The following is a 12507-nucleotide window of genomic DNA, read 5'->3' as shown; positions in this document are numbered from 1 at the left end:
TGATGCATCCAATCGGTTATCTCTATCTTTAGGGGCATTTGGATAGGCATGCTTTACAGGAAACACATTCATCGGCCAGTGCTTCAGCTTCGATGAATCCCTGGTATTCGCCCTTGTTGAAGGGTTCATCACCATACATGCGGGCTTCCATATACATTCCAAGCACTGAGGGGATATCTACTCCATGTGGACAGGGCATGCAGCCAAAGCCCAGTGCCGATAATCGGTCGGGGGATTTGTATTGTACGGTAATTCATTCTTGTTCCTTGTGATAATGTTTATATATGCTGGATGCAGTCTTCTCGCCGATACCTTTGATGCTTGTAAGGGTAGCAATATCCGCATCTTTGATTTTTCCCACGCTGCCAAGCTCTTTTAGCAGAATGAATTTGGTGCTTTCTCCGATCCCGGGAATCTCTTCCAATTCACTGATCAAAGTGCGCTTGCTCCGTCTGCTACGATGAAAACTGATGGCAAAACGGTGTGCTTCATCTCGTATTCTCGTGACCAATCTGAGTGCAGATGAGCTACGGGACAGGATAATAGACTCACTGTTTCCGGGTAAGAATAATTCTTCAGCCCGCTTGGCAAGGGATACAATGCGCAGATCAGCGTAGGCACTGTTTTGTAAAATCTCATGTGTAGCAGAAAGCTGTCCTTTACCACCATCTATGATGAATAGATCAGGTTTCATATCCGGTTCTTTATCGATTTCTGTGAGGTAGCGGGACAGCGTTTCCTGAAGCGCAGCAAAGTCATTCTGAGTTTGAATTTCACGAATAATAAAGTGCCGGTAATACTTCTTTTTGGCTTTGCCATTTTCAAAGTAAACCGCGCTGGATACTGTATCTGTCCCTTGAATGGTGGAGATATCCATACATACGATTTTGCGGGGAAGCTTGTCAAAACCCAAGGCTTCTTTTAGCTCCTGAATGGGGAATATCGTACGATTTGCTTTGCGCATATGCGCCAGTTTCTTTTCCTCAATCAAGTTGAATGCATTACGTTTGGCCATGGCCAGCAGTCTAGCTTTGTCTCCGCGTTGAGGAAGACTCAGCAAACCCTTCAGCCATTGCGACAGAGCCTCATAATCAGCGGGTTCAAAGGGCAACAGGATCTCTTGGGGCAGTTCATCTTTCTGGGCATAATACAGCTTCAGAAAAGATGCCAAAATACTCTCCCTACTCTCCAAGGAGATATTCTTCATGGGATAGTTTTCCTGATTGATGATGACTCCTTCCTGCATCCTCAGAACCAGGCAGATAGCGTCGTTCTCTTCCTGATAGAACCCGATGATGTCGATGTTGCGGCGATCAGAATAGACTATGCTCTGCCGCTTCTGTATCTTTTGTATGGCGACTATGCGATCTCTAATCTTTGCCGCTTCTTCGAAACGCAATTCATCAGATAAGTTGTTCATCTCTTGGCGATACTCATCCGATACTTCCTCGTATTTGCCTTCAAAAAAACGGATCATCTTATCGACGATTTGCATATATTGCCCCTGAGATATCTTCCCGATGCATGGAGCGCTGCACTTTCCCAATTGATGATTGATGCAGGCTTTCTGGAACACTACCGCTCCAATGGGGATATTGCGCTTGCAATCACGGATGGGGAAGAGCCATTCAAAGCTTCTCAATGTGCGTCTTAATGAACGTACATCCGTGTAAGGACCGAAATAGCGGGATCCGTCTTTCACTAGATCCCTGGTAACAAATACCCTGGGGAAATCTTCGTTCAAAGTGATCTTCACATAGGGATAGCGCTTATCGTCCTTTAGCATCACGTTGTACTTCGGTTGGAAGCGCTTGATCATATTTGCTTCCAGCAAGAAAGCTTCATTCTCGCTGGATGTTATGATGTAGTCCAGCGCTGCGATATGAGCTACCAATTGCTCTGTCTTTGGATCTTTGGGACTGTTGCTGAGGTAGGATTTGATGCGGTTCTTCAAGGAGAGTGCTTTACCTACATAGATCACATCATCCTTTGCGTTTTTCCATAGATACACACCGGGTTTATCCGGCAAGTATGGAATCTTCTCGGCTATCTGCGGTGTAGGCGCTTGCATAAGTTTTGTGTAGCCTCTTTGATGTAGATTAAGTGGAGTAGTATTCCCATCAGATAGAAGAATAGAAAGCACAATCCTGAAATAAGAACGGATTGCAGGACTAATCCGGCTTTAGATTCCAGCGGGATCAGATCTCTTAGATAATGCGCCATGAAATAGATGACAACTGAGATAAGCAGAGTCTTCAAGAGGTTGCCCAATACGCCTTTACTGCTGATGTAGGGAAATCTCTTGCGAATCAGAATCAATAAGCTGAGGTAATTCACAATTGCTGTGATTGAGGTGGACAATGCCAATCCCCGATGTTGGATAAACTGCATCAACACAAAGTTCAAACTGATGTTTAGTCCTATCATTACAGCAGCCAAAATCACGGGTGTACGAGTATCTCCTTTGGCATAGAACAACGGAGTAAGCACCTGATTCATACTGTAGAACAGCAGTCCCAGAGAATAGAAGATCAGAGCCTGTGAGCTCATCCAAACTGCATGTTGATCGAATGCACCATGAGCAAACAGGATCACAACGAAATCTTCTGCAAGTGCGAGGATTATGGCGCTGATAGGCAACATGATATATGCCAAACTCAAGGATGTGAAGCGCAGGCTATCAGAGAGCTCTGAGTACTCTCCCTTGCTTACCAATCTGGAATATGTGGGCAACACAGCAGTACCCGCACTGATGGCAAAGATTCCCAAAGGCAATTGCATCAGTCTATTACCATAGGCCAGAGCGGTGATACTACCCATGGGCAGAAAGCTGGCCATTAAAGCATCCGCAATCAGGTTGATCTCTCTGATACCGATACCGATCATAGCAGGAATAAAGCGTTTCCACAAGGTTTTTAGCGCTTCCTGACCAAAGTGTAACATAATAGTAAAGCGATATCCCACCTTTTTCAGATAGGGAAAATTGATAATCGTCTGCATGGCTCCACCGATCACCACGCCCCAACCAGCCGGATAAATCAAGCGTTCTGCAGGCAGCTTCCAGATAAAATATGGTACTACAAGGCTCAATATCATACCTATATTCAGCAGTGCACTGGATAATCCGGTCATAAAGAAGTAATCGTGGGAATTTAGAATTGCGATGAATGTGGATGACAATCCAATAAAAAAGAGATAAGGAAAGATAATCCGGGTTAGTTTGATGGCAATATCGCTAGTCTGCGGTGTCAATCCGGGATACAGAAGCCTGACGATAACTGGAGCAAAGACAATTCCCAAAATGGTAAGTAACAGCAAAAATACCGTGAGGATACTAAGGACATTTAGCGCAAAATCTATCTGGGCGTTTTTATCTTTCTTTATGCCAATATCGTTGTAGATAGGCACAAAAGCTGTAGAAAGCGCTCCTTCGCCAAAAAGTCTGCGCAAGAGATTGGGGATGTTGTAGGCTATGTTGAAGGCATCGTTCAAATATCCGCCGCCAAAGAAGAAAGCCATCAACTGATCCCTTACCAGCCCTAAGATTCGGCTGAAGAATACAGCGATACTCATCACGCTGATACTGCGGGCCAGACGGCGTAGACTCATATACTTAGCAGATTACGTGTGGCCAGAAAGAGGTTCAATTGGATCAAGGTTGGATTCACATTACCGTCCAGCTTTCTGCTAAAATCGTCCAGAAGCAACAGGTAGTCCGGAATACGATCCGGAATGCCGCTATGAGATACTTCTCCCAAAAAATCACTTTTGTCCAGATTGGTTACTTCGTCTGGGGCTAAGTGTATCAAAGCCAGATCATTGGCTATAATCCCCATATAAGCTAGCAGGTCGCGAAGAGCATCGGAACTGATCTTGTGCTTGGCCGTTTGGTCGATATAATCCAGATTCGCTTTCTCATATGCCATGGAAACGAGTTCGAAAGCCTTGTCTCTGGTGGTATTACCTGCGTCATTTGCTACGCGGATTGCCGTCTTCAGATTTCCCCCGCTTATTCTGGCAGCACTCTTTGCCAATGCAGTGTCCACATGGAAATTCTCGAATAGGATTTCCTGTATCACAGTTTGAGAAAGAGGCTTAAAGTAAACCGGCTGACAGCGGGACAGAATGGTGGGCAGTATCTGCGGCAGTCTTTCTGTAATCAAGATTATAAGTGTGTTCTTTGGAGGTTCTTCCAAAGTTTTTAGAAATGCGTTTGCGGTCTGGGTATTCATCATGTCTGCGTTTTCGATGATCGCAACCCGATATTGGGCTTCATGAATGGAGTATTCCAAGCGCTTGATGAGCAAGCTGATACTCTCTTTCCGAATCTCTGTGGAACCGCTAAAGAAGTAGTCCTGCCAGGGGCTTTCAATCTTGTTCTTGATATAGGCTTCATATTGTTTCAGGGCATCTGCATCTTTGATCTCTCCATCTGAGCTTAGTTTCAGGTTCACCGTTGGGAATAGATACGTAAAGTCAGGATGCTCGAAACTGAGGAATTTGTGACAGGATGCACAAACCCCACAGGGGCGATATTCGCTGCTGGAGAGACAGTTTAGCGCCATCCCAAAACAAAGTGCGGTCATAAACTTGCCCACTCCTTCTCCACCATGGAAGATATAAGCTTGGGCTATACGTCGCTGTTCGATGGCATGTTGCAACAAGTCAACAACTTGCTGCTGTCCCTTGATATTACGAAACATCAGACAATGGATATCTTGCTGTGCCCAGCTTCGTCACTAATGGAGTAGTCGAACGTTTTCTTCACATAAGGGCTCTGGAAATCTTCGGCAAGGATGTCGTAGATGAGGGCATCGTGGTATTCGCCTGCCATAAAGTTGTATTTACGGCGTCTGCCCACAAACTTGAATCCTACCTTTTCATAGCATTTTATGGCTCGCTTGTTGTAATCCACCACTTCCAGACTGATATTGTTCAGATTCATTATATTGAAGCCATAATCCAGGATCAGAGATGTGGCTTCAGAGCCAATTCCTTGATTCCAATAGGTCTTTTCACCGATAAAGATGCCGAATTGAGCATGGCGGTGGACATTGTTCACTAAATGCAATCCGCAATTCCCTATCACTTTGTTAGTATCCTTCTCCACGATGGCAAAGATCACACTGTTTTTCATCAAATCCTGCAAGGCCGTGCGCTCTTTATCGACATCAAAAACAGTGGAAGAAAACAGCACAAATTGCCCAATTTCAAGGTCGTTGACCCATTCTGTGTAACGCTCCACATCTTCCAAAGAAACGGGGGATAGGAAGCATTTTTCACCGGTCATTTTTCGAAAGTATTTCATATCATATTCCTTGTATGTCTTTGCAATCAATCTGCCAAATGCCCTTATTCTGTCAAGCATATTGTGCAGGATCATCATAGATGGCAACCCGTTTTTCCTGTCCGCTTGTTCACATGAGCATTTCGTTTTATATTATCATTATCAAGCCAAGCATAAGGAGTTATTCAGCGATGATGAGAATCCACAATCTGCCGGAAGCATATGCCAAAGTTCATTTGCCTTCCAAGGTTGCCATGGCGGTTACGGTAAAACCGGATAACAGCTTCAATCTGATAACTTTGGAATGGTTCATGAGAACTTCAATTGCACCACCTATGTTTGCGATTTCAATCGGACACAGCCGCTATTCCTATGAATGTCTGCAAGAAAACAGATACTTCAATCTTGTATTTCCCGCTTCCACTCAAAAAACGCTTTTAACCTTAGCAGGTTCTCAAAGCGGCAGAGATATCGACAAATTTGCTGCTGGAAAGGTTGAGTCTTTTCCAGGTAAGCTTCACAAATTACCCATTCTCAAAGATGCTGTCGCCTGCTTTGAATGTGAGGTTGTCTCGCAAGTAAAAAGCGGTGATCACACTATCTATGTGGGCGAAGTGAAATACAGTTGGAGCAACGACGAGGCCGAACTCTTCTTTTATTCCAAGAGTTAGGTATATCTTCGTAACGGTTCATCAACTACCGGATCTGAGATACAAACTCCGAGGAGCATATATTCATCACCATCGAACCTGATGTTTGAACCCAAATAATGCACGGAGTGCAAGACACCTATGCTATATGTATCTGTTAAAAAAGTGAAGAGGTGGCTTGGACTTTGGGCAATGCATAGAATCCTCTCCTGCTATTGAATTCCATTTGACTGAAACATACAGGTATACATGAAGATATAAAAGGTCAAATGTAATCCAATCGCATTATCTGAGCTGATTCCTCTTCCGATTATCTATACATGAACCTGATATTGTCGGGTTATCATCGAGTGAACACAGGATGATAACACCTTGATATCAGCTTCAACATTGTATAGAACAAAGGATATGAGGAGAAGGATTCAATAGCTTCCTTCGGTCGCTGTGGCAATACGGAGATTACCACACCAAGCTTGGCATGACACTAGAAAAATGGCAAGTTCGCCAGCATCTGGGAAGATCCCAAGAGTGACAACAAGATAGTGGTAACTGCTATGAATGTCCCGAAGGCAAAGCCTTGTTCCTTGTTTCGCACAAATATAAAGAAATAGACGATTCCCAACACAGCCGATACCAGGATCAAGTATGGCATACTGATCAGCCCCATGAAGGTAGATATACCGGTCAGAAGCCAAATGTCTCCGCCTCCCAGACCATCTGCCTTCCTTGCAAACCGATAAGCATAGGCGATAAAAACCAGAAAGCAGAATATGATGGCAGCAGTAATGCCTGATTCCAGGATCGTGATGTCGTTACCCGGGATCAGCGCAAAGATCAGTCCCAAGGGAATTAGCGGTATAGAAAGCTTGTGGGGGATGATCTGATGGAAAGCATCTATGAAGAATATCGGGATCAGAAACAGGCACAACACTGAATACTTGAAAAAGAGCATATACTGCCCATCGTAGCCGTATTGAACGAACAGCAACATGAGGATAATGGGTGTTAAAAGCTCTACCAAAAAGTGGTGCCAATGGATGGAAGCGCCACAATACTTGCACTTTCCGCGCAGTATTATATAGCTTGCTATCGGGATGTTCAAATAGAAGGGTATTGGTTTGTTGCATTCTCCACAGTGTGACGGTGGATATACTATGGACTGTTTTCTGGGCAAGCGGTAGATAATCACATTAAAAAAGCTGCCCAAAGCAGCGCCTATGACAGCTAATAAGATGAGTATTACTATGTTCAAACCGGTAAGTCTCCTTATTATTTATCGTACCAGAAACTCTGTTGCATCAGCAGACCCTGGCTCATTCGGATCTCGAAACTCATTGAATCGTTGGGTTTATAACGCAAGGAAAACTCCGGCAGCACTTTATTCTTGTTATCATCGTTCAAAGTGAATTTGCTAGAACTGTTCATAGTACCTAAATTCACGAAGTTCAGATCTAGGTCAAGTTCCAATTTGGGGCTGAACTGATACTTCATATGATTTGTATATCGCGAAAGATAATAACCCCTTCCGGTTGAGCTGCTTCCAGCTTCAAAGCCCATGGAATGGGACATCTTGAGATTCTGCAGCACAGGGTTATTGATTGTAAAGGGATTCAGGTTGGGTCGCGGCAGATTGTATGTAGCCATTGCCGGAATGATCAGACTTAGCATTAGTATAGTTATAAGTACGTTTTTCATGGTAGATACTCCTTTCAGGCTATCTGAATACAATATAGCGCGCTGCACGTTTGCCGTCAAGTATAAAAGTCTTCCATCAGTTTTCCAAGGCTGCTCATGCCTTGGTCGATTTGCTCCATTGTACTGAAGCTGAAATTGAGCCTGAGAGCATTGTACTTCTCCTGACCGCTGGGATAGAACTTGCTGCCGGGGATAAAACTAACTTTTTTGGCTTTGGCTTGCTCAAACAGCTCATCAGCATTCATATCTTCCGGAAGTCGAAGCCACGTGAAGATACCGCCTTCCGGCTTTGTGTATTGAATGTAGGAAGGCAAGTATTGTGCCATGGCATCCAGCATTTTTTGCAGATATGGTCTATAGAAATCGCAGCACTTGGCGAGATGGGATTCCATGTGTCCGGCTTCGAGGAATCTGGCTGCGATCCTTTGGGATACATTATCTGGAGCAATATTTACTTTCTGTTGCCAGGAACACATCCGCTCTATCAGAGTCTTATCGCCTTTCACAAAAGCAAGTCTCAAGCCAGGACCCAGTATCTTGGAAAAGGATACTACTTCAGTTACCACTTCGTGATTCATATAGTCTTTCGTGGCGATGTTGTATAAAGTGGGTAGGGCTTCACCGCTGAAACGCAAGCGGGAATAGGGATTATCCTCCAATATCGGAATCTGCATGGCAATGGCATACTCTATCAATGCCTTGCGTCTTGACAGGCTCATGGTGAGCCCTGCAGGATTATGAAAATCTGGAATGGTATAGATTAGTTTCACCTTCTTACCCAGGTGGTGCAGCTCTTCTACTTTACTTTGCAGGATGTTTATATCCAAGCCTTCCTGATCCAAAGGGACTCCAACCAGTTCTGCTCCAGTGGCCTCAAAAGCAACCAAAGTTCCCAAGAAACTGGGTGCTTCGCAGATAATGACATCGCCTGGATCTGCCAGAGCACGCGTTATATAGTATATTCCGTTAGTTGAACCTGCTGTAATCAGCATTTGAGACGGACTAATGTCGTATCCTTCCCACTTCAGCAGTTCCTTCTTTAGCACGGGATCGCCTTCACTGGCACCGTATTGCAGCACACTGGAGCCTTCATCACGGATTACTTTGCTGTACAAGTCTCTCATGATTTCTACTGGGAAGGTTTTTGGAGATGGAAAGCCTCCCGCAAAGGAGATTAAGCCCTCGATATCGCGAGTGCTGGCCACCAATTCACGGATCATGGATGACTTCATGGTTCTTGTAGTATGATTAATCTTTTCTTTAATCATCTTTCTATCCTCTATATGCTTTATTTATAAACGTATTAAGCGCTATTGAAGCAAGGGTGTAAAAAAGAAAAAACAAGCCTTGCCATACATTTGCCTTCATGCATGGCAAAGCAATATATTGAGTATCAAGGATAGATGCGATAGATCATCCTTGGGAATGGTATGGTTTCTCGGATGTGATGGGTGCCGCTCATCCATGTGACCAGCCGTTCCAAGCCGATACCGAAACCACTATGGGGCACAGAACCGTATTTACGAAGGTCAAGAAACCATTGATATGCTTCCAGATCCATCTTTTCTTCTTTCATGCGGGAGAGGAGCGCTTCGTAATCGGTTTCACGCTCACTACCACCGATAATCTCTCCAAAACCTTCAGGAGCAATAAGATCACTGCCCAGAACCAGATTTTCATCTTCAGGAGCGCGACGCATGTAGAAAGCCTTTATTGCTTTGGGCCATCTTTCTATGAAGATCGGCACTGCGGAACCTTCGGTGAGCATAACTTCATCAGCCGCTCCCAGATCGCTGTTGTGATCGATCTCGCTACCCTTGGAACGAAGATACTCAATCGCTTCATAATGCGTCATGCGTTTGAAAGGCGCATCCGCTGCTTTCAGTTGCTCTTTATCCCGTTCCAAGATGTCCAATTCCTTATCACAGGTGGCAAGTACTTTGCGGATTACGTGGCGAATCAGACCTTCTTGAATGGCCATATTCTCTTCATGTTCCACATATGCTGCCTCAGCATCCATCATCCAGAATTCAGTGAGATGCTTGCGGGTTTTGGAGCGTTCAGCGCGGAAGACCGGGCCAAAGTCATATACTCGGCCCAAGCTCATAATGCCAGTTTCCAGGTACAATTGTCCGCTCTGAGACAAATATGCCATACCTTCGTCAAAATATTCCAGTTCAAACAGAGTGGTAGTCCCTTCACAAGCATTGGGTGTAAGAATGGGAGAATCAAAGCGGAAGAAGTTATTGTCGTTCAGGTATTCACAGATGGCATAATACACAGTATGACGAATCCTCAGGATCGCCCATTGTTTGGGGGAACGGATCCAGAGATGACGATTGGAAAGCAGGAAATCGGGGCCGTGTTCTTTCTTGCTGATGGGGTATTCATCGGCGATTTGGACGATCTCCAACCCAGTGATGGCCAGTTCATATTCCCCAGCTTTTTTTTGATGCTCTTTGGGGATACCGGTAAGGATGACACTGGATTCAAGTGTAAGGCGTTTGGCCTCCTCAAAAGCTTCATCTCCCAATTCTGGCTTGAAAGCTACGGCTTGCACTTCTCCGCTACCATCACGAAAGATGATGAAGAGCAATTTGCCACTGTGACGCATGTTTCGCACCCAACCTTTCAGACGCACTTCTGTGCCTGCATGGCGGGCAATGTCCTTTACAAATATATCTTGCATGTTTCTTAAACCTTGATTTTACTCTTCTTTAGCTGTTCGTTGATAATCTGGATTATTTGTTCCGCTACTTCCAGGGCGTTAGCGCCGGCATGACCGTCAACTATCGGTTTTGTATCCGTAAGAATGGCATTTACCCAGGATTCCAGCTCCATAGACAGGGCGTCCTTGGGGCTGTCTGCACAATCGAATAAGTTTTGATCCACCAGCTTGGTGGGATCAATATCGGTAGCGCCCATCATGATCTTGGGCAGATACTTCATCACATGAGGGCTCTTTTTTATAACCTTGGCTTGCTTGGACTGAAAATCAAGCGTGATGTAACAATCCTTTTGAAAGAAGCGGATTTTACGTTCCTGCTTCAGAGATACCCTGGATGAAGTCACGTTTGCTATGGCGCCGTTTTCAAACTCGATACGGGCATTGGCAATGTCTATCGAAGGTGTGAGAACACCTATTCCGGAAGCATGAATATGCTTGATGGGACTATGCACAAAGCTGAGGATGAGGTCAATATCGTGAATCATTACATCCAGTACCACTGGAACATCCGTGCCACGGCTATGGAAAGTGGAGATGCGGGTGGACTCTATGAATACCGGATCTTTGATCTCATTCTCTACTTTCATGACTACAGGATTGAAACGCTCAATATGCCCCACCTGAATCTTCAGCTTATTGCTGTCTGCCAATTCCAGAAGCTCTTTGGCTTCTTCCAGTTTGCTGGTAATTGGCTTTTCCAAAAATATGTGCTTTCCGGCTTGCAAAGCTTTTAATGCCAGTTCATAATGAGCGGTGGTGGTGGCGGCGATATCGATGGCATCGCAGGCATCGAGCAGTGCATCGTAGCTTTCAAATCTATGTACAGACAAGGTCTTGGCTATTTCCTTGGCACGGCTGCTTTTAGCATCGTAGATACCAGCCAGGACGGCATTGTCCATTGCCATAAACTTGCGGGCATGATGCTGTCCCAAGTGCCCAACGCCTACTACGCCGATCTTCAACATATCTTGTCCTATTTCTTCAGCTTAGCTGATACTTTCTCGATCATATCCTTGGTCATGCTGTCCAGATCGTATTCTGGTTTCCAGCCCCATTCTTCACGAGCGGCAGAATCGTCCATGCAGTTTGGCCAGCTATCGGCAATGGCTTTCTTGATGGGATCCACTTTGTATTCAAGTACAAAATCCGGAATGTACTTACGGATGGCGGCAGCGATGATCTCTGGATCGAAGCTCATGGCGGTTACGTTGAAACAGTTTCTGTGGATCAATTTGGCAGGATCAGCTTCCATCAGCTCAACAGCGCAGCGCAGTGCATCGGGCATATACATCATATCCAGGAAAGTTCCAGCGGGGAGATTGCACACATAACGTTTTTGCTTGATTGCCTCATAATAGATTTCTACTGCGTAGTCGGTAGTTCCTCCTCCTGGAAGAGTAACGTTCGAGATGATGCCGGGATATCTGAGACCGCGGGCATCCACGCCATATTTCAAGTAGTAATAATCGCTCAGGAGTTCTCCTGCTACTTTGGAGATCCCGTATATAGTTGTGGGCCTCATGATGGTATCCTGCGGAGTATGATCCAACGGAGTTGTGGGGCCGAAAGCACCGATTGAAGACGGGGTGAATACCGCACCGCGCACTTCCTTCATAATCTCGAGGCAGTTGAATACTGTGTCCATATTGATCTTCCAGCTCTGGGCGGGATTGGCTTCGCCCTTGGCTGAAAGAACTGCCACCAGGTTAAAAATAGTGTCAATACTATGCTTCTTTACCACTTCATTCAGACAAATGCCGTCAGTGGAGTTCACTTTTGCGGAAGGTCCGGCTTCCATGATGTTTGCAGGAAGGGGAGTGTGGTTGAAGGTGGCAACAACGTGTTGATCTCCATAAATCTTTCTGAGATAGGGGACGAGCTCCGATCCGATTTGTCCGGCTGCACCGATCACAAGTATGTTCTTCATAGCTGTTTTATGCTCCTGAGTGTTTTCATTAGTATTCCACCTATTTTCATCCATGTTTGTTTGTCAATGATTATTCCTGCTGGCATTCCCCCATTTTTAATCGAGCCTAATTTTGATTTGCCATTGGTCTCGTCGTTCTTCAATACTGGGTCTTCGTTTATATTGGATGATTTGATTGATGCAGATATTCAAGACATCGGTTATGCGATAATAGATGAAC

At 45.0% G+C, this 12507-nt stretch carries 12 protein-coding genes; 1 reads left to right on the top strand and 11 read right to left on the bottom strand.

The genetic code is table 11. From position 1 onward, the window contains the following. Positions 1 to 28 precede the first annotated feature (28 nt). Genes PHF32_05055 through PHF32_05035 form a run of 5 tightly spaced genes read right to left on the bottom strand, consistent with a single transcriptional unit; the run spans position 29 to position 5308 of the window. The gene (locus PHF32_05055) at positions 29 to 199 is read right to left on the bottom strand and encodes a hypothetical protein (protein MDD4560096.1); all 171 of its coding nucleotides are present in this window, start codon (positions 197 to 199) and stop codon (positions 29 to 31) included. Between the two features lie 54 nt (positions 200 to 253). Then, the gene (uvrC, locus tag PHF32_05050) at positions 254 to 2071 is read right to left on the bottom strand and encodes an excinuclease ABC subunit UvrC (protein MDD4560095.1); all 1818 of its coding nucleotides are present in this window, start codon (positions 2069 to 2071) and stop codon (positions 254 to 256) included. Next, positions 2047 to 3609, bottom strand: a complete 1563-nt coding sequence (gene murJ / locus PHF32_05045) for a murein biosynthesis integral membrane protein MurJ (protein MDD4560094.1) — start codon at positions 3607 to 3609, stop codon at positions 2047 to 2049. The genes uvrC and murJ overlap by 25 nt, the downstream gene beginning before the upstream one ends. Then, positions 3606 to 4703 carry a DNA polymerase III subunit delta' gene (holB, locus tag PHF32_05040; protein ID MDD4560093.1) on the bottom strand — a complete coding sequence of 366 codons (1098 nt, stop codon included), beginning with the start codon at positions 4701 to 4703 and terminating at the stop codon, positions 3606 to 3608. Before holB ends, murJ begins: the two co-directional genes overlap by 4 nt. Then, the gene (locus PHF32_05035) at positions 4703 to 5308 is read right to left on the bottom strand and encodes a GNAT family protein (GenBank protein ID MDD4560092.1); all 606 of its coding nucleotides are present in this window, start codon (positions 5306 to 5308) and stop codon (positions 4703 to 4705) included. Before PHF32_05035 ends, holB begins: the two co-directional genes overlap by 1 nt. 170 nt (positions 5309 to 5478) lie before the next feature. Between PHF32_05035 and PHF32_05030 the strand changes: the two genes are divergently transcribed. Further along, on the top strand, positions 5479 to 5958 hold the full coding sequence (locus PHF32_05030) for a flavin reductase family protein (protein ID MDD4560091.1): 480 nt from the start codon (positions 5479 to 5481) through the stop codon (positions 5956 to 5958). Positions 5959 to 6421: 463 nt separating this feature from the next. Here PHF32_05030 and PHF32_05025 read toward each other — a convergent pair whose 3' ends face one another. From PHF32_05025 to PHF32_05000, 6 genes are all read right to left on the bottom strand, one after another. After that, positions 6422 to 7189 carry a prepilin peptidase gene (locus PHF32_05025; protein MDD4560090.1) on the bottom strand — a complete coding sequence of 256 codons (768 nt, stop codon included), beginning with the start codon at positions 7187 to 7189 and terminating at the stop codon, positions 6422 to 6424. Between the two features lie 17 nt (positions 7190 to 7206). Further along, a complete protein-coding gene (locus tag PHF32_05020) occupies positions 7207 to 7632 on the bottom strand; it encodes a hypothetical protein (GenBank protein ID MDD4560089.1) in 426 nt (141 codons plus the stop codon). A gap of 56 nt (positions 7633 to 7688) precedes the next feature. Beyond that, positions 7689 to 8900, bottom strand: coding sequence for a PLP-dependent aminotransferase family protein (locus tag PHF32_05015; protein ID MDD4560088.1), 1212 nt, complete (start codon positions 8898 to 8900; stop codon positions 7689 to 7691). Between the two features lie 125 nt (positions 8901 to 9025). After that, the gene (asnS, locus tag PHF32_05010) at positions 9026 to 10321 is read right to left on the bottom strand and encodes an asparagine--tRNA ligase (GenBank protein MDD4560087.1); all 1296 of its coding nucleotides are present in this window, start codon (positions 10319 to 10321) and stop codon (positions 9026 to 9028) included. 5 nt (positions 10322 to 10326) lie between these two features. Further along, positions 10327 to 11325, bottom strand: a complete 999-nt coding sequence (locus PHF32_05005; GenBank protein MDD4560086.1) for a Gfo/Idh/MocA family oxidoreductase — start codon at positions 11323 to 11325, stop codon at positions 10327 to 10329. A gap of 8 nt (positions 11326 to 11333) precedes the next feature. Further along, complete coding sequence (locus tag PHF32_05000; protein ID MDD4560085.1) at positions 11334 to 12287, bottom strand: NAD-dependent epimerase/dehydratase family protein; 954 nt, start codon at positions 12285 to 12287, stop codon at positions 11334 to 11336. Between the last annotated feature and the right edge of the window lie 220 nt (positions 12288 to 12507).

The organism is Candidatus Cloacimonadota bacterium (assembly GCA_028706475.1).
In the GTDB taxonomy this organism is placed as follows: Bacteria; Cloacimonadota; Cloacimonadia; order Cloacimonadales; family Cloacimonadaceae; genus UBA5456.
The sequence above is the reverse complement of the archived record's forward strand: the minus strand, read 5'-3'. Positions and strand labels throughout refer to the sequence as shown.

Coding starts and splice junctions, on each gene's coding strand:
- PHF32_05055 (MDD4560096.1), bottom strand. CDS start 199: ATGCCCTGTCCACATGGAGTAGATATCCCCTCAGTGCTTGGAATGTAT.
- uvrC (MDD4560095.1), bottom strand. CDS start 2,071: ATGCAAGCGCCTACACCGCAGATAGCCGAGAAGATTCCATACTTGCCG.
- murJ (MDD4560094.1), bottom strand. CDS start 3,609: ATGAGTCTACGCCGTCTGGCCCGCAGTATCAGCGTGATGAGTATCGCT.
- holB (MDD4560093.1), bottom strand. CDS start 4,703: ATGTTTCGTAATATCAAGGGACAGCAGCAAGTTGTTGACTTGTTGCAA.
- PHF32_05035 (MDD4560092.1), bottom strand. CDS start 5,308: ATGAAATACTTTCGAAAAATGACCGGTGAAAAATGCTTCCTATCCCCC.
- PHF32_05030 (MDD4560091.1), top strand. CDS start 5,479: ATGATGAGAATCCACAATCTGCCGGAAGCATATGCCAAAGTTCATTTG.
- PHF32_05020 (MDD4560089.1), bottom strand. CDS start 7,632: ATGAAAAACGTACTTATAACTATACTAATGCTAAGTCTGATCATTCCG.
- PHF32_05015 (MDD4560088.1), bottom strand. CDS start 8,900: ATGATTAAAGAAAAGATTAATCATACTACAAGAACCATGAAGTCATCC.
- asnS (MDD4560087.1), bottom strand. CDS start 10,321: ATGCAAGATATATTTGTAAAGGACATTGCCCGCCATGCAGGCACAGAA.
- PHF32_05005 (MDD4560086.1), bottom strand. CDS start 11,325: ATGTTGAAGATCGGCGTAGTAGGCGTTGGGCACTTGGGACAGCATCAT.
- PHF32_05000 (MDD4560085.1), bottom strand. CDS start 12,287: ATGAAGAACATACTTGTGATCGGTGCAGCCGGACAAATCGGATCGGAG.